The organism is Sporosarcina sp. So3-204 (genome assembly GCF_058068165.1).
In genome coordinates, this window is record NZ_CM176485.1 from 1,368,458 (window position 1) to 1,386,167 (window position 17,710).

The window sequence follows — 17,710 nt, forward strand, 5'->3', positions numbered from 1 at the left end:
TGTAATATGATAGATTTTAATAGAATTCATTTAGTTGTGCTTGACTCTGTTGGTATTGGTGAGTCACCTGATGCAGGGTTATTTGGTGATACAGGCGCAGATACGCTTGGTCATATTGCTGAAGCAATGAATGGCCTGGACATGCCTAATATGTCGAAACTTGGTTTGTCAAATATTCGTCAATTAAAAGGAATCCCAAAGATTGATCAACCACTTGCTTATTATGGGAAAATGCAGGAAGCGTCTGTTGGGAAAGATACAATGACGGGTCACTGGGAGATGATGGGGCTAAATATTGATAAACCTTTTAAAGTATATCCAAATGGTTTTCCATCTGAACTTATTGCAAAACTTGAGGAACAAACGGGCCGTAAAGTAATTGGCAATAAACCAGCAAGCGGACTTGCGATTATTGATGAATATGGTAAAGAGCATATGGAAACAGGTGCAATCATTGTATATACATCGGCAGACCCTGTTTTACAAATTGCGGCTCATGAAGGTATTATACCGATTGAAGAGCAGTATAGGATTTGTGAAATCGCACGTAAACTAACATTGGAACCCGAGTTTTTAGTAGGTCGTGTAATAGCTCGTCCTTTCATCGGTGAACCTGGGAACTTTACACGTACAACTAACCGGCACGATTATGCTTTAAAACCATTTGAACGCACAGTTATGAATGAGCTTAAAGACAGCGGTTATGATGTGATTGCAATAGGAAAGATAGACGATATATTTAACGGAGAAGGCATAACGGACTCTGTTCGTACGATTAGTAATATGGATGGTGTAGATAAATTATTAGACGTTATGAAGAAAGATTTTAAGGGGCTAAGCTTTACAAACTTAGTAGATTTCGATGCTTTATTTGGCCACCGTAGAGATCCGATTGGTTACGGTAATGCGCTTCAAGAGTTCGATGCTCGATTAGAAGAAATTATGGGTGAGTTACTTGTTGATGATTTACTAATCATCACTGCAGATCATGGCAACGATCCTGTGCATGAAGGAACGGATCATACACGTGAGTATGTTCCACTTCTTGTTTACTCACCTTCATTTAAAACTGGCGGTTCAATGCCTCAAAATGAAACGTTTTCAGATATTGGTGCAACAATCGCACATAACTTTAATGTGAAAATGCCTAAGTATGGTAACAGTTTTCTTCCTCAATTAAAGAAAGGGTGAACATGCGATGTTGCGGATGGTTGATATTATTGAGAAAAAGCGAAACGGTGATGTTTTAACTAACGAAGAGATTACTTTTTTCGTAAATGGCTATACGCTTGATAAGATACCTGATTATCAAGCGAGTGCATTTCTTATGGCGGTATACTTTAAAGGGATGAATGCACAGGAGCAGGCGTCTTTAACGATGGCTATGGTGTCCTCGGGTGAACAGATTGATTTATCATCAATAGCGGGAATTAAAGTGGACAAGCACTCAACTGGAGGTGTAGGTGACACAACTACACTCTGCCTCATACCTTTAGTTGCTGCATGTGGTGTGCCGGTAGCTAAAATGAGTGGTCGTGGTTTAGGTCATACAGGTGGAACGCTTGATAAGCTGGAAGCGATTGAAGGATTCCATATAGAGTTAACAAATGAAGAATTTGTGCAACAAGTAAATGATTTAAAGTTAGCTGTTATTGGCCAAAGTGGTAATTTAACTCCCGCGGATCAAAAAATATATTCGCTGCGTGATGTAACTGCAACGGTAGATAGTATTCCACTAATTGCCAGTTCGATTATGAGTAAGAAAATTGCCGCCGGTGCTGATGCGATAGTTCTTGATGTAAAAACAGGTGACGGTGCTTTTATGAAAACGGAAGAAGATGCAATCGCACTTGCCCATTCGATGGTTGCAATTGGCAATCAAGTTGGTAGGAAAACGATGGCTATTATTTCGGATATGAGTCAACCACTTGGGAAAGCAATTGGTAATTCATTAGAAGTAATTGAGGCAATCGAAACTTTACAAGGTAAGGGACCTGAAGACCTAACGGAGTTATGTCTCGTGCTTGGAAGTCAAATGGTTGTCGTTGGCGGTAAAGCAGAGTCACTTGAAGAAGCTAGAGTCATGTTGGAGTCAGTTATCGCAGACGGTAGTGCACTTGAGTTATTCGGTAGCTTAATTGAGGCGCAAGGCGGAAACAAAGCTATAGTCCATGATATAAGTCTTTTGCCAGTAGCTAAATATAAAGTGCCAGTACTAGCTACTAAATCGGGCTATATTACAAAGATGGATGCGGATGATATAGGAATTGCAGCTATGTTATTAGGAGCAGGTCGCGCGACAAAAGATGATAAAATAGATTTGTCAGTAGGTATTGTATTGGAGAAAAAAATTGGGGATAGCGTAAAACGTGGCGAACCAATTGCAGTAATACATTCCAGTACAGAAGATGTTAATCGCACTGAAGAATTACTTCAAAAGCATATTATTATAAATGATGATGCAGTTGAAAGACCACAACTAATTGGGAAAGTAATTACAAGCTAAACATGTTGAACTAAAGTTTTCAAATTATTTAATATACTAGTTGTTTGAAGTGGAAAACAACAGCGTGCAGGGGACTGGAATATTTACTTCAACTTATATTAACTGAATAACATGAGCTATCTCGTTTGATTGGTGTAATAAAACCGACAAATGAGATAGCTTTTTTTATTTTATGTGTAAACCGATCTAAACTCGTACATACTTCAAGCAGAACATATCATTGTCGAAAAGTAGGAACATTTCGAAGTTAGTGACTAGTTTTGTCGTGGAAAAGGTTTCTCTCTCATATATGTGGAATAATGCGAAAGAGGGAGGGGTTCACTATGGCAAATATCGAAATTGTTAACAACGGCATATTAATAGCGACACTATACGGGGAGCTTGACAATCATGAGGCTAATCGAATCCGCACTCACATATCCTCATCTATTTTCACGGGTCAAGTGAGAGCGGTGATATGGGATTTAGAAGGACTTGGCTTTATGGATAGTGCGGGTATTGGACTTATTCTTGGAAGAATGCGTGACCTTGCTTCGATAGATGGAGAGACGTTAATTTTAAATCCTTCTACAACAATGGGGAAAATATTTAATTTCTCAGGTCTCGGTTCAAATATTAGATATTGCACAGTTGAAACAGCGATTGAGGAAATTGGAGGGGTCGTACATGAACAATGAAATGACGTTATCATTCGTCGCAATCGAGGAAAATGAAGCGCTGGCAAGGATGGCAATGACGTGCTTTATTACCCCACTCGATCCGACAATCGAAGAAATTTCTGAATTTAAAACGATTGTATCGGAAGCCGTGACAAATGCAATTATTCATGGCTATGAATGTGATGGAAAGAGCATAGTAACAATCCGTGCAAATATGGATGACAACAAGGTTTCGATGACAATAAGCGATGAAGGAGCAGGTATTGATAACTTAACGCTTGCAATGGAGCCGATGTTTACAACTAAACCTAGTATGGAGCGTTCGGGTATGGGTTTTACCATTATGGAAAGCTTTTCAGATAGTTTATCTGTCGAGTCAGCGCCAGGAACTGGAACGGTTGTAAAATTTGAAAAAATATTTTCGCCGGTGACGGAAACGAGCAGAATGAGGTGACGTATGGACACATCCGTTGAGAAAAAGCATGCTTTATTGACCCAAGAGAAGATGCGGGAATTAATTAAGATCTCACAGGAGGGCGATAAGGAAGCGCGTAAGATAATGGTTGAAGGAAATACAAGACTAGTCTGGTCTATTGTCCAGCGATTCGCCTCTCGCGGTGCCGACCCGGAAGATTTATTTCAAATTGGTTGTATCGGCTTAATGAAATCGATTGACAAGTTTGATTTATCTTACAATGTCAGATTCTCTACTTACGCGGTCCCGATGATTGTTGGTGAGATACAACGCTTTTTACGTGATGATGGAATGGTAAAAGTTAGTCGATCCATTCGGGAATTAAGCTTTAAAATTCGTCACGTTACAGATGATTATGTGAAGAAAACGGGGAAATCTCCTACATTGTCGGAAGTAGCTGAAATCTTAGAAGTGAAAATAGATGATGTGATACTGGCATCCGATGCGCTAAGAGATCCCGCTTCATTGCACGAAAAGTTGTATGAAAGTGAAGGGGATAGCTTAACGTTAATGGATCAGTTACGTGATGACCGATCCGAAAGAGTGTTTGATCATATCCCACTTCGTGATGTCATTTCTAAATTAAATAAACGGGATCAAACAATTATTTATATGCGTTATTATCTGGACTGTACACAAAGTGATATTGCTGAACGAATCGGCATCTCACAAGTTCAGGTATCAAGACTAGAGAAGAAGATTTTAGCTCAACTTAAGTTATGGATGGATTCGAATGTAGATGAAAGTATAGTTTAGGCGAGGACGGATTATGAAAATGAAAAAAGTCTTCCTTTCGATAAAAGATGGAGAAAAGTGGTTTGAAGAAAAGTTTGGTAAAGGTGAGACATTTGATGCAGAAGCACGTCCCGTACATTTATGGGACATGCCTGCGTTACTCCTATATATTAATGGACTAGTAGATGGAGCTGTACTCACCAATATATTAACTGAAATGCAGTGGAATCAAGTTGAAAAAGAACGTGATGAAAAAGATAATGAAGGTGAGCGGTTTTTATCTTATTTTCCTTATCATTCAGTGACTGCGGTTGAAGATAAAGACGAGTTTTTGATTTCGATTTTGAGCGGAATAGCAGGCTTTATTACTCCGAGTGGTTATGCTTTTACTGTAGACGTTAGAACTTACCCGGGTAGACAGCCGGAAGAACCAGATAACGAAAAAGTGATTAGGGGTTCGCGCGATGGATTTACAGAAAACATTCTAACGAACACTGCTTTGATTCGAAGGCGGCTTAGAACAGAGGATTTACGATTTGAAATGCATCAAACAAGTGTTAGAGGAAAAACAGATGTTGCTATAACTTTTATCAATGGCATAGCAAATAAAGAATTTCTTGATTTTATACGACAAAGACTTGATGAGATTAACCACGATGGATTGACAATGACAGATAAATCGCTAGAGGAATGGTTATTTAAACAAGGCTTTCACCCTATGCCGTTCGTGCGTTATACTGAAAGGCCCGATATTTGTGCTGCGCATCTATTGGAGGGACATATCGCAATTATTGTAGATACATCGCCATCAATTATACTTGTACCAATTACTATATTTCATCATCTTCAACATGCTGAAGAGTATAGACAAGCCCCATTAATAGGAACGATAGTCAGAATGATTCGTTTTTCTGGAACCGCACTCAGTCTTCTCCTCTTACCATTCTGGTATTTACTTGCCACAAAACAGCACTATCTTCCTGCATCACTTAGTTATATTGGTCCGGAAAAAATGGGTGATGTACCACTTCTTGTGCAACTATTAATTGCGGATGTAGGAATCGAGGTACTAAGAATGGCTGCTATTCATACGCCAACACCTATGTCTACGGCCATGGGTCTAGTTGCAGCAATTGTCATTGGACAAGTTGCTATCGACGTCGGACTTTTTTCAGGAGAAGTTGTTTTATATACCGCGATAAGTGCGATTTTAACATTTGCGATCCCTTCTTATGAACTAAGTATTACAGTGAAAATATTTAGGATAGGTATCTTGTTATCAACCGCGTTATTAGGTGCACCTGGTTTCTTCTTATCCATAGTGATTTTGTTTTATTATTTATGTTCATTACACCCAATGAAAGTTCCTTATTTATGGCCAGCAGTTCCATTTTTCCCTAAAGCGATGTTGCGTATTATTGTTCGTTTTCCAATGACATCGGATGCCCCACGTCCGTTTATTACAAACTCACCAAATCGTGACCGTGGCTAATAGATAATTGCAACTTCTCCTCAGTCTATGATAAAATGCTACACAGTTGTCATTATAGGAGGAGAAGGTACCATGCATCTTTACGGAACACAATCGGTCAATGATATAGGGCATTTAACTATTGGAAGTGTCGATTCAGTCGAATTAACAAGGACATACGGTACGCCTCTTATCGTTTATGATATTGCATTATTTAGAGAGCGTGCGAAAGCCTTTCTAGAAACATTTCAGAAGGTTGGTATACAAGCTCAAGTAGCTTATGCTAGTAAAGCTTTTTCTTCAATTGCTATCTATGAGATAGCTGAAGAAGAAGGACTATCTTTAGATGTTGTATCAGGTGGAGAGTTATATACTGCAGCCCGTGCTGGATTCCCAAGGGAGCGCATTCATTTCCACGGTAATAATAAAAGCTATGCTGAACTTGAAATGGCTTTTGATGAAAAGATTGGATGTATTGTTGTTGATAACTTTTCTGAGATTAAACTAGTGAAGGCAATCGCAGAAACACGAAAACAAGAAATGAATGTACTTATACGAGTCACACCAGGTATTGAGGCACATACGCATGACTATATTACAACAGGTCAAGAAGATTCTAAATTTGGTTTTGATTTAAAAAATGGACAAGCTGATGAAGCATTTCTTCAGTTGAAAAATCATTCATACATCACTGTATTAGGTATGCATTGCCATATAGGTTCTCAAATTTTTGAAACAGATGCCTTTCGTTTCGCGGCAGAAGTACTTATGTTGAAAATGATTTCATGGCGTGACAATCACGACTTTATTTGTCGTGTACTGAATTTAGGTGGCGGATTTGGCATTCGGTATACTGAAGAAGATAAGCCCCTAAATCCAGCTAAATATGTCGAAGAGATGGCGACAGTTGTCTTAACAATGACACGTTCATCGAATTATCCTGTACCTGAAATTTGGATTGAGCCAGGTAGATCACTTGTTGGAGATGCAGGCACGACACTATATTCTGCTGGAAGTACGAAAGAAGTACCGGGCGTTCGTATGTATGTAGCTGTAGACGGTGGTATGTCAGATAATATTCGACCCGCTTTGTATAGTGCAAATTATAATGCTGTTACTGCAAATCGTATGCATGAGCCTCAAACAGATAAAGTCACAATTGCTGGTAAATGCTGTGAGTCAGGTGATAAATTGATTGAAGAAGCATATATCGCTTTTCCGACAGCTGGAGATATTATCGCGACCTTCTGTACAGGTGCATACAGTTATTCTATGGCTAGTAATTATAACCGCCTCCCTAAACCAGCTGTTGTATTTGTAGAAAATGGGACACATCAGCTTGCTTTAAGAAGAGAAACATATGAAGATATTACTAAACTTGATATCTCATTAAAAAGTTTGAAACGGGGCGAAAGATTTGAAAAGGCGTAATTGGATCCTTTTCTTTATTATTCTACTCGTATCTATTGTTTGGGGAGCATTGTATTGGTATTTTATTGTACCAATAATTGATCCTAGATAATTGTTCATCGTTGAAAAAGTGCTGTCGTTATTATAAGCTTTGACAAAAGCTTTTTTAGAAAAGAAGGGGTACAATTTATGCTTATACGCTATAAGAAAACCTATGAGAAAATTGCAATGGGCCTCCTTTCATACATGCCAGGTGGACGAAGTGTTAAATTGCTACAAGACACAATTGAAATTTATGAAACAGATGATAGTTGGCAATTGTATCTTTGGAAGAACGATGAAGATTTCATAGGGTTAATCGGCATTGAAATTAGTTATGAAGAATATACTGTACACCATATTTCTATTAATCCATCATTTAGGGGTGAAGGTATTGGTAAGGAAATGGTGACGAAACTTCAAGAACAATTCCCGGGAAAACAATGTAAGAGCAATGAAGAAACAAAATTATTTTTAGAAAAATGTCCTATTAAACAAGAAGGAGCAGATTAATAACGTCTGCCCTTCTTTTTTTCGTCGAGTTTCTCGTTACGTGCTTGAAGAATACTTGACCTGTCTCTTAGCATATGTTTATGAATAAGGTCATCACTACCGAAAGGCAGAAGTTTCATCTGTGGTTTTATCTTTTTGACAAGAGAATAAATGTCGTCAGAAAGTATTGTTATTGGGAATGAATGAAATGATCTATTGTTTTCGATACGCTGTAAAGCAATATCTGTGCAAAGGAGTAGTTTCTTAAAATCAATACCGTCTGTGAAGGTTGGATTTTCTAATTCGATTTCACGGAATTTCTTTAGTGCCTTTTTTAAAGTTCGTTGACCGCCGGTTATATTTCCTCTGCGCCAATGGTACATTCCTGTTGATAGAAGGATGTAGCCAACTAGCGGATGTTCTTTATTTCTGTGCGGAAAAGTGTTCCAGTATTCTTCAAGAACTTCATGACCTTCGAAAAAGTCTTGATTCTCATTGAAATAAACAATAAAATTTATAAAGTAATGATTGTGAAGTGGATTCATTTCCTCATTCCTCTCAAAATGGTTGTTAGATAGGTGGAGTACAATGACATATAAAGTTAAGTTAGATGCTTTTGAAGGACCTTTAGATTTATTATTACATTTAATTAACAGACTTGAAATTGATATATACGATATTCCTATGGCGGAATTGACAGAGCAGTACATAGAACATCTACATGCGATGCGTGTGCTGCAACTGGATGAATTAAGCGAATATCTTGTTTTAGCTGCAACGCTAATTGAAATCAAAAGTAAAATGCTACTACCCGTCCATGAAGGTGAAGATTTTGGAGAAGATTTTGATTATGAGCTTGAGGAAGACCCTCGAGATGAACTTGTGGCACGTCTTCTTGAATATCGAAAATATAAAGAAGCAGCAGGTCGATTGAAAGATTCTGCAGATGAAAGATCTGATTATTTCACGAAAGCGCCAGGAGATCTAGCACAATTTGGTGAAATATTAGCAGTAGGCACCGAGGTAAGTCTAAATGTTTTCGACCTTATCGGTGCATTTCAGAAAATGGTCGAACGTAATCGGTTGAAGGCACCCCTAACTGCTAGTATAACGAAAACAGAAAGATCTGTCGGAGATAAGATGGATGAAATCATGGAACAACTTGAAAGAAACGGCGGTAAGTGCGATTTTTATGCGTTTTTCGAAAAAGGCAATACAGCTGAACTAGTCGTTACATTTTTATCTCTGCTTGAATTAATGAAACGTAGCGACATAAATGTAGCGCAGTCTGATAACTTTAGCAATCTAACTGTAACCTTTTGTGGGGAGCGTGAAAGCGATTAATGGAATTGAACGATTACAAGGAATGATTGAAAGTTTTCTGTTTATAGCGGGGGATGAAGGATTAACGATAAAGCAGTTAGTTGTATTAACCGAGGTCCACGAAAGTGAAGTATTAAAAGCGCTTGATGAATTATTTATGGCATATGAAAAGCGAACCACGGGCGGCCTAACAATAAAGTTGTTTGGTGGGGCGTATCGTCTTGTTACAAAGGCAAGTTATGCTGAAGATATAAAAAGATTACTTGAAAACCCCTCGCCACAGACCATGACGAAAGCTTCTTTAGAAGTACTGGCAATCGTTGCTTATAAACAACCTGTCACCCGTGTTGAAATAGACGATCTTCGTGGTGTTAAATCGGAAGGGCCAATGCATACGCTTGTATCAAGGGGATTCATTATGGAAAAAGGTCGATCAGATGGGAGTGGGCGTGCAATTTTATATGGAACGACAGAACTTTTTCTTGATCGGTTTGGACTAGAATCACTAGATAGATTACCCCCATTAAATCTTAAAGATGAAGAAAAAGAAGAGCACACAGATTTGTTTATGACACAATTTCAAGAAGCATTTGCAATTACTAATATTGGAGGAGGAAATGATTCTTGAAACGGATGCTCATCGTCGTCCTATTTGCATTACTGGTAACATTTACTAGTTCAACTGAGGCTTCTGCGGCACAAGCATGGGCTGTTATTGATTCGGATACTGGCAGACTATTAGAAGGGTCTAATGAAAATGTAAGATTACCTATTGCTAGTTTAACAAAAATCTGGACGGCTTATACAGTTCTTGAGAGTGGTTCACCTCTTGCTGATACAAAAATTTCACCTGCAGCAGCATCCGCAGAGGGCTCGTCAATTTATTTACAACAAGGTGAGTCAGTGAATGCTGAAGAACTGCTCTATGGGCTTATGCTGAGGTCTGGGAATGATGCTGCACATGCTTTAGCTGAGTTTTCAGGTGGTTCAATGGATGGCTTTGTTAAGTTGATGAATGAACAAGCACTGTTATATAGTTTGAAAGATACTTACTTTACAAACCCTTCTGGTCTGAGTGATGAGCTTCATTTGTCTACCGCTTATGAAACTGCTTTGATGCTTAGCATAGCGATGGGTAATGAAAAATTCCGAGAAATAACCACAACGAAGAGTTATACGTTTAAAAAAAATGGTGAAACGCATGTTTGGGGCAATAAACATCGTCTTATTGGTTCTGAAACAACGGCCATTGCTGGGAAAACCGGATTCACAAAAATTGCAGGTCGAACACTTGCGACTTATTTCGAAAAAGATGGAAAGAAAATTGTTATTGTTACTTTAAATGATGGTAATGATTGGAATACACATAGAAATTTAGCTGAAAAAACATTTAAGTCATATAATCTTGTAACAGTTGCTAAAAAAGGCACTTATGACATATTACCAGGTGTTTTAGGCCAATTAGAATCACCTATACGTATTCTCTTAAAAAAAGGTGAGAAAGCATCTATTTCTCATGTTGTAAGCATTCCACGTGGAAAGGAGAAGGAAAGTTTAGGGAAATGGATAGTATCACTAGACAACGAATCACTACTCGTTTCTCCGATAATTATTAAACAATAATATCTAATTAAAAATTAGCTAAATATGTCTAAATAAAGAAGACTGTCCTAATATAGGACAGTCTCCTTTTATTTTATCGTAAAGTATGACATAATTTTTCAAAGTAAGTAGGACGGAGTGAAAACATGGAAAGACTACAAAAAGTAATGGCACACGCAGGAATAGCTTCTAGAAGAAAATCAGAGGAACTTATTGTTGACGGTAAAGTAAAAGTTAATGGCGTTATTGTAACAGAGCTTGGAACGAGGGTTTCTGCATCTGACAGAGTAGAGGTTGAAGGTGTACAAATCACGAAAGAGAAACCAGTCTATTTTCTGTTTTATAAACCAAAAGGCGTTATTTCAACAGCTCATGATGATAAAGGAAGAAAAACTGTACTTGATTTTTTTCCACAGGTTGAGGAGAGACTGTATCCAGTAGGACGTCTTGATTTTGACACATCAGGTATTATTATTATGACAAATGATGGTGAATTTTCATATTTAATGACGCATCCTAAATTTGGGATAAAGAAAAAGTATATTGCAAAAGTAAAAGGAATGCCTGAACGAGATGCGATAAAGAAACTTGAACGGGGTATTGAACTGGATGACGGTATGACAGCGCCTGCAAATGTGAAAATGAGAGCCTTTGATAAAAAGACTAATACGACACTTGTAGAAATTACTATTCATGAAGGTAGAAATCGCCAAGTTAGACGTATGTTTGATGCGATTGGTTGTCCTGTAGATAGTTTGAAACGAGAAGAGTTTGCAAAATTAACGACTCGCGGTTTAAATGCTGGTGATGCACGTGAACTTTCGTTGCATGAAGTGAAGCAACTACGTGTACTGGCTGAAACAGGAAAAATTGGATGAATAACTACTAATTGTTCACAGTTCATTCAATTATTTTATGTGTCGGCTAATTGATTTTTGCTATACTTAAAAAGGATTATGGTTATAGGGGGAAGAGTTGTATATGTCAAAAGAAGCTCAAATGATAAAAAAAAGAAAAAGTAGGCTTATCATTAGGACAGTCGTCCTTGTACTTCTTGCCTCTGCTATTATCTATACAATTGCTTCAAGGCAAAAAGTTAATGTGTTAGAAGTTGGAGATATGGCTCCTGACTTTGAACTAATGGATCTAGAAGGAAATAAACATAAGCTTTCTGATTATAGGGGTGAAGGTGTTTTTCTTAATTTTTGGGGGACTTGGTGTCCGCCTTGTAAAGAAGAAATGCCACATATGGAGAAGCTCTACCATGAGTTTGAAGATAAAGGCGCTAATATCTTGACGATAAACCTAAAAGGCTCAAATTTACAAGTTGAAAAATTTAAAGAACAGTATGGTTTAACATTTCCAATAGTGCTTGATAAAACAGAGAGTGTAAAAGAAATGTATAATATTAAACCGATTCCCACAACATTCCTAATAAATAAAGATGGGAAAATCGAGGATATTATAACACGGGGAATGTCTGAAGATGAAATACGTTCATTCCTTGAAAGCATTCAAACCAAGTAAGGAGATAATTTGAAAATGAGCAAAATCAAATGCCAGTGTGGCCATGAAAATCCTTTCGGCACAGTGCTTTGTGAGCGATGTGGAAGGCCGCAAACAGAAGAAGCGAAAAATAGCGAAATTGTTGATATGCGTTATGAAGGTTCAGCGCGTAGGTCACAAACATATAAGCGCACAATTATTGATAAAGTATGGAACTTTTTTTCTAGTGTGAAAATAGGGATTGGTATTATTATTGCAGTTCTTACAACTTCTGCAATTGGTACACTTTTCCCACAAAAACTTTATGTTCCAGCTACTTCGGATATTGATATTGCAGCTTACTATGAAAGACTTTATGGTGTTGCGGGTGTCGTCTATTATAAACTCGGTTTTTATGATATGTATAATAGCTGGTGGTTTATAACGCTTGTGGGAATGTTAGGTACTTCAATCCTAATTGCGAGCGTTGACCGTTTCTTTCCGCTGTATAAATCTTTAAAAATACAACGTACTAAAAGGCATTCATCATTTATGAAAAGGCAACGAATTTATGGTATCGGCGAAGTCGTAAATGCTGATGATTCTCTTAAAAAAGCTGAAGAAAAGTTAAAAGAGCTAAAGTATAATGTGAAAATTGAAGATGGCGCTATTTTAGCTGAGAAAAATCGTTTTTCAAGATGGGGCCCTTATATAAACCATATTGGTTTAATTCTATTTTTATTTGGAATACTGCTAAGAGGTATTCCTGGCTTTTATGTGGATGAAACATTGTGGCTTCGTGAAGGAGATACACTAGCTATACCAGGTGCGCCTGGTTATTATTTGGAAAATAAAGAATTTATTCTTGAAAATTATACTGATGAAGATTCGGAAGTTTTTGGCGAGGCATTAGAACGCATAGGAACGATTGCCAAGAATTATCAAACGAATGTTTCACTTTACAAGGATCCAGAAGGTGCAGTGCCTGGTTTAACAGAGAATATAGAATTTGTTAAAGATGAATCGATTATTGTAAATAAGCCTCTTAAATTTGAGGGGTATAATGTATTTCAAATGGATTACAGACAAAATGAGTTGAAATCTATGACATTTCAGCTGACTGAAAAAGCGTCAGAAAAATCATTAGGTGAATTCACTGTTGATCTAATTGATCCTGTCTCGTTTTATGACCTTGGAAACGGTGCAAGTGTAGAGATAAAGGAATATTATCCAGATTTTGATGGGTTAAAAGACGGTGAATTAATAACGAAATCACCAATTCCGAATAACCCTGCATTTTTATTCAATATGGTCACGCCGGCTAAACCTGATGGCGAAAAGAGTTTAGTTGAGATTAAACGCACAGTTGAAGGGGAAGTAAATGATTACAAAGTGAACTTCCTAAGCGCAGAAACCCGTGATATGTCTGGACTTACTGTGAGAAAAGATAAAACACTTTACGTATTACTACTCGGAGGCATTATTTTTATGATTGGTGTCACAATGGGTTCTTATTGGAATCATAGAAGAATGTGGATTCAAAAAGGTGAAGGTAATGAGTTACTTGTTGCAAGTCACACGAATAAAAATTGGTTTTATTTGAAAAAAGAAATGCAGGAAGTAAAAGATTATGCTATTTTACCTGACTATGAAGACCGTGAAGATACCGAGTCTGAAATGAAAGATCAGGAAGGGGACTTTAACTAATGGATTTAGCATCATTAAGCGCAAATTTATTGCTCGTTTCATTTTTTGCTTATCTTATTGCAACGGTGTTTTTTGGCGGAGCGGTAAAGGGTTCAAAATCTACTCAAACCTATCATAAGAGTAAATCTGGTTCGATTGGGATTGTTATTACTATTATTGGATTTATTACGCACTTGGGCTACTTCTTTACTAGATGGGCTGCTGCAGGACATGCGCCACTTAGTAATATGTTCGAGTTTACAACTGCATTCGCAATGATGCTTGTAGGGGCTTTTATTTTATTGTTCTACTTATATAAAACGCCATCACTTGGATTATTTGCTTTACCAATTGCGATTATCATAATTGGCTATGCAAGTATGTTTCCGACTGAAATTACACCACTTATCCCAGCGTTAAATAGTTACTGGTTATATGTACACGTTAGTACAGCCGCGCTTGGCCAAGCTGTTTTTGCAATTGGTGCGGTTGCTGGGCTTGTGTATCTACTTAAAAATGTAGATACAACGAAAAAATCGAAATCAGCATTTTGGCTGGAGTCGGTTATGTTTGTACTTGTATTGACGCTTGGTTTTATATTATCTTCAACTGCTTTTTCGGTCGCAGGATACGAGGCTGAATTTACGTATGTTACTAAAGATGAAGTACAAGCAAAAATGGTGTACAACTATCCGCCACTTTTCGGTTTGAATGAATACGTTTCACTAACTCCAGATGCAATGACACCACTTGTTGAAATGCCAGCGATTGTAAATGCTAAAACATTAACAACATTAGTTTGGTCTATAATAACTGGGATTGTGCTCTACCTATTGATTAGACTTATTATTCGAAAGCCGATTGCTGCATTATTTCAACCCCTTGCTAAGAAAGCTAATTCGCAATTAATGGATGAAATAGTTTATCGTTCAGTTCTAATCGGCTTTCCTGTGTTCACACTTGGCGCACTTATATTTGCCATGATTTGGGCGCATGAGGCATGGTCAAGATTCTGGGGATGGGATCCAAAAGAAGTATGGGCACTTATTACGTTTCTCTTCTATGCCGCGTTTCTCCATTTAAGAATATCTCGTGGTTGGGAAGGTAAGAAATCTGCATGGCTTGCAGTTATTGGATTCGTCATTATTATGTTCAACTTAATTGTTGTAAATTTAATACTAGCAGGCTTACATTCATACGCATAAAAATTTAAGACTGTACGGGCGGAAACAGATGTCCGTACGGTCTTTTATTTCTTTTTAGAATAGACTAGTTGTACAATAGAGGAACAAGCCAGTCAAAGAAGAGGGGTAGTAAATAATGGAAGAAAAAGTATCGATATTAGTCGTAGATGATGAAGATAGAATTCGCCGCTTACTAACAATGTACTTAACGCGTGAAGGTTATGAAGTGGATGAAGCAGTTGATGGTTTAGAGGCGCTTGAAAAAGCTTATGAAACCGATTACCATTGTATTTTACTTGACCAGATGATGCCTGAAAAAGACGGTTTGGAAGTATTAGAAGATTTAAGAGAAAATAAAAATATGACGCCTGTAATAATGCTTACTGCTAAAGGCGAAGAATCAGATCGTGTAACAGGATTTGAATTAGGTGCAGATGATTACATAGTAAAACCATTTAGTCCTCGTGAAGTAGTCTTAAGAGTAAAAGCTATGTTACGTAGGTCGGTGACATTTCCTGGTGTGGCTACTGGTTCAACATCGAAAGACTTGGTCGTTTTTCCACAGCTTACAATTGACCATGATGCTCATCGCGTGACTGCTGAAGGACAAGAAGTTAATTTGACGCCAAAAGAATACGAATTATTATATTTCTTGGCGAAATCACCTGATAAGGTATTTGATCGTGAACAGCTATTAAAAGAAGTTTGGCATTATGAATTCTTTGGGGATCTTCGTACAGTAGATACACATGTTAAGCGACTTCGTGAAAAACTAAGTCGGGTATCTGAAAGCTCTGCAAAAATGATAGTTACAGTTTGGGGTGTCGGATACAAATTCGAGGCTCACAATGAATAGAATATGGAATTCAATCGTCGGGAAGCTATGGGCAACCATATTGCTTCTCGTTGCTTTTATATTGTTTATTGTAACGGCCTTACTTTTAGAGTTCCTTGGAAACTTCCATCGTGAGCAAGCTGAAGAAACACTTAGAAGAGAAGCAGCCATGATTGGTAAAGTTGTTTTAGAACAGGAAGTACAATCTTTAATGCCTCTAATTGTGCTTGATATTTTAGATAATGAAACGAATGCAATTATTGTCGGTGATGACGGAAAAGTAATACATACATTTCATAAAGGTTTAAATAAGAAACAGATTGAAAAAGAAATATTATCGAATAAAAAACTGTCATTAAGTCAGATTTCTGAGAATCAAGTAATTAAAGAAATGATTTTGCCTTCAATATCTGAAGATGGTGTATTGGAGAAGTACATAGTTTTAGCAGATCCTTTCACTACTGATTCTGGAATCAGTGGTACTGTATATATTTATCAAAGTCTGGAAGCCATTCGTGCAACTACTAAAAGAACTACCAATATTGTTTTTTTATCAGCGTTTATAGCTTTTATTTTAACGACAATTTTTGCTTTTTTCTTGTCAACTAGAATTACCTCACCACTTAGAAAAGTACGACAGGCCGCACTTGAATTGTCAAAGGGTAATTTTGATACACGTTTACCATACTTGCAAAATGATGAGATTGGACAGTTATCTACAGCTTTTAACCAAATGGGAAGTCAACTTAAATATCATGTTGAATTAATCAGTCAGGAAAAAGAGCAACTTTCAAGTATACTTACATCAATGACTGATGCGGTAATTACGTTTAATAGGGATGGCACAATATTAAGAAGTAATCCCCAAGCAGAAAGACTACTACAAAACTGGTTTTTTAAAACAGGGTCCCCTAATGAAGCGATTCCACCTGAATTATTTCATATGTTAGACCATGTAGTTACTTTTTCTGAAGAAGTTGAAGATGAATTAGAACTTGGTGGTCAATTTTATAATATTTCAATTAGCCCATTGTATAGTGGGAATAGCATTCGAGGAGCGGTTGCCGTTCTAAGGGATATGACTGACCAGCATCAGTTAGATAAGCTTCGTTCAGATTTTATTGCTAATGTATCTCACGAACTCCGAACGCCGATATCTATGCTTCAAGGCTATAGTGAAGCGATTCTGGATGGCGTAACGACAAGTGATGAAGAAAGAGATGAAATGATTCAAATAATACATGAGGAATCTAAACGGATGGGTCGTCTTGTGACCGACTTATTAGATCTTGCTCGTATGGAATCCGGCCATATGACTCTTTATAAAGAAGATGTCTCCCTAATTTTGTTTTTAGAGAGAATAGTGAACAAGTTCATGCAAGCTGCACGAGATGCGAATGTCGCGTTAATTTTTGAATATCCTAAGGAAGAGATTGTTTGTCCAATCGATGAAGATCGTGTTGAGCAAGTATTTACTAACTTAATTGATAATGCGATCCGGCATACACCTGATGGTGGTAGTGTGACTCTTAGTGCACATAAATATAAAGATATGTGTCAATTAACTGTTTCTGATACAGGTTTTGGTATTTCTGAAGAAGATTTACCGTTTGTCTTTGAGAGGTTTTATAAGGCTGACAAAGCGAGAACGCGTGGTAAAGGCGGGACTGGACTTGGACTCGCAATCGCTAAAAATATAATCGATTCCCATGGTGGAATGATTTCTGCTTCTCGTGGGGAAGAAAAAGGTACAATTATGACTTGTACGCTTCCAATAAAAAAAGTGTAACTTTTCTAGAAGACAAACG

General features: G+C 37.5%; 18 protein-coding genes. 17 read left to right on the top strand and 1 reads right to left on the bottom strand.

The features are described 5' to 3' along the window. The first annotated feature begins 6 nt into the window (after window positions 1-6). The 8 genes from deoB to AC3RV6_RS06600 all read left to right on the top strand — a co-directional run bounded on the left by deoB (window position 7) and on the right by AC3RV6_RS06600 (window position 7,808). Window positions 7-1,191, top strand: a complete 1,185-nt coding sequence (deoB, locus tag AC3RV6_RS06565) for a phosphopentomutase (protein ID WP_489748649.1) — start codon at window positions 7-9, stop codon at window positions 1,189-1,191. Between the two features lie 10 nt (window positions 1,192-1,201). Next, complete coding sequence (locus tag AC3RV6_RS06570; protein ID WP_489749203.1) at window positions 1,202-2,506, top strand: pyrimidine-nucleoside phosphorylase; 1,305 nt, start codon at window positions 1,202-1,204, stop codon at window positions 2,504-2,506. A gap of 323 nt (window positions 2,507-2,829) precedes the next feature. Next, a complete protein-coding gene (locus AC3RV6_RS06575) occupies window positions 2,830-3,183 on the top strand; it encodes an anti-sigma factor antagonist (RefSeq protein WP_489748650.1) in 354 nt (117 codons plus the stop codon). Beyond that, a complete protein-coding gene (spoIIAB, locus tag AC3RV6_RS06580) occupies window positions 3,173-3,619 on the top strand; it encodes an anti-sigma F factor (RefSeq protein WP_489748651.1) in 447 nt (148 codons plus the stop codon). The genes AC3RV6_RS06575 and spoIIAB overlap by 11 nt, the downstream gene beginning before the upstream one ends. Before the next feature lie 3 nt (window positions 3,620-3,622). Next, on the top strand, window positions 3,623-4,396 hold the full coding sequence (locus tag AC3RV6_RS06585; RefSeq protein ID WP_489748652.1) for a SigF/SigG family RNA polymerase sporulation sigma factor: 774 nt from the start codon (window positions 3,623-3,625) through the stop codon (window positions 4,394-4,396). A gap of 13 nt (window positions 4,397-4,409) precedes the next feature. Continuing rightward, the gene (locus AC3RV6_RS06590; RefSeq protein WP_489748653.1) at window positions 4,410-5,867 is read left to right on the top strand and encodes a spore germination protein; all 1,458 of its coding nucleotides are present in this window, start codon (window positions 4,410-4,412) and stop codon (window positions 5,865-5,867) included. A gap of 72 nt (window positions 5,868-5,939) precedes the next feature. Further along, window positions 5,940-7,277 carry a diaminopimelate decarboxylase gene (lysA, locus tag AC3RV6_RS06595; RefSeq protein WP_489748654.1) on the top strand — a complete coding sequence of 446 codons (1,338 nt, stop codon included), beginning with the start codon at window positions 5,940-5,942 and terminating at the stop codon, window positions 7,275-7,277. Window positions 7,278-7,445: 168 nt separating this feature from the next. Beyond that, window positions 7,446-7,808 (top strand): GNAT family N-acetyltransferase, encoded by a 363-nt coding sequence (locus AC3RV6_RS06600; RefSeq protein WP_489748655.1) that lies wholly within the window; start codon window positions 7,446-7,448, stop codon window positions 7,806-7,808. Here the strand turns inward: AC3RV6_RS06600 and AC3RV6_RS06605 are convergent. Further along, the gene (locus AC3RV6_RS06605; protein ID WP_489748656.1) at window positions 7,805-8,332 is read right to left on the bottom strand and encodes a DUF309 domain-containing protein; all 528 of its coding nucleotides are present in this window, start codon (window positions 8,330-8,332) and stop codon (window positions 7,805-7,807) included. The two genes, AC3RV6_RS06600 and AC3RV6_RS06605, sit on opposite strands and share 4 nt — an antisense overlap. Before the next feature lie 43 nt (window positions 8,333-8,375). Here AC3RV6_RS06605 and AC3RV6_RS06610 point away from each other — a divergent pair, with 43 nt between their 5' ends. The 9 genes from AC3RV6_RS06610 (at window position 8,376) to AC3RV6_RS06650 (ending at window position 17,691) form a co-directional block, all read left to right on the top strand. After that, on the top strand, window positions 8,376-9,131 hold the full coding sequence (locus tag AC3RV6_RS06610) for a segregation/condensation protein A (protein WP_489748657.1): 756 nt from the start codon (window positions 8,376-8,378) through the stop codon (window positions 9,129-9,131). Continuing rightward, complete coding sequence (gene scpB, locus AC3RV6_RS06615) at window positions 9,118-9,738, top strand: SMC-Scp complex subunit ScpB (RefSeq protein ID WP_489748658.1); 621 nt, start codon at window positions 9,118-9,120, stop codon at window positions 9,736-9,738. Before AC3RV6_RS06610 ends, scpB begins: the two co-directional genes overlap by 14 nt. A 5-nt stretch (window positions 9,739-9,743) precedes the next feature. Then, on the top strand, window positions 9,744-10,733 hold the full coding sequence (locus tag AC3RV6_RS06620; RefSeq protein WP_489749204.1) for a D-alanyl-D-alanine carboxypeptidase family protein: 990 nt from the start codon (window positions 9,744-9,746) through the stop codon (window positions 10,731-10,733). A 125-nt stretch (window positions 10,734-10,858) separates the two neighbouring features. Continuing rightward, window positions 10,859-11,590, top strand: coding sequence for a pseudouridine synthase (locus AC3RV6_RS06625; RefSeq protein WP_489748659.1), 732 nt, complete (start codon window positions 10,859-10,861; stop codon window positions 11,588-11,590). A gap of 103 nt (window positions 11,591-11,693) precedes the next feature. Then, window positions 11,694-12,239, top strand: coding sequence for a thiol-disulfide oxidoreductase ResA (resA, locus tag AC3RV6_RS06630; protein WP_489748660.1), 546 nt, complete (start codon window positions 11,694-11,696; stop codon window positions 12,237-12,239). Between the two features lie 15 nt (window positions 12,240-12,254). After that, entirely contained in the window at window positions 12,255-13,904 is a 1,650-nt protein-coding gene (gene resB, locus AC3RV6_RS06635) for a cytochrome c biogenesis protein ResB (RefSeq protein ID WP_489748661.1), read from the top strand. Then, window positions 13,904-15,088 carry a c-type cytochrome biogenesis protein CcsB gene (gene ccsB / locus AC3RV6_RS06640; protein WP_489748662.1) on the top strand — a complete coding sequence of 395 codons (1,185 nt, stop codon included), beginning with the start codon at window positions 13,904-13,906 and terminating at the stop codon, window positions 15,086-15,088. The genes resB and ccsB overlap by 1 nt, the downstream gene beginning before the upstream one ends. A gap of 115 nt (window positions 15,089-15,203) precedes the next feature. Continuing rightward, the gene (locus AC3RV6_RS06645) at window positions 15,204-15,923 is read left to right on the top strand and encodes a response regulator transcription factor (RefSeq protein WP_489748663.1); all 720 of its coding nucleotides are present in this window, start codon (window positions 15,204-15,206) and stop codon (window positions 15,921-15,923) included. Beyond that, window positions 15,916-17,691: an ATP-binding protein gene (locus AC3RV6_RS06650; RefSeq protein WP_489748664.1), complete on the top strand. Its 1,776-nt coding sequence runs from the start codon at window positions 15,916-15,918 to the stop codon at window positions 17,689-17,691. Before AC3RV6_RS06645 ends, AC3RV6_RS06650 begins: the two co-directional genes overlap by 8 nt. The last annotated feature ends 19 nt before the right edge of the window (window positions 17,692-17,710 follow it).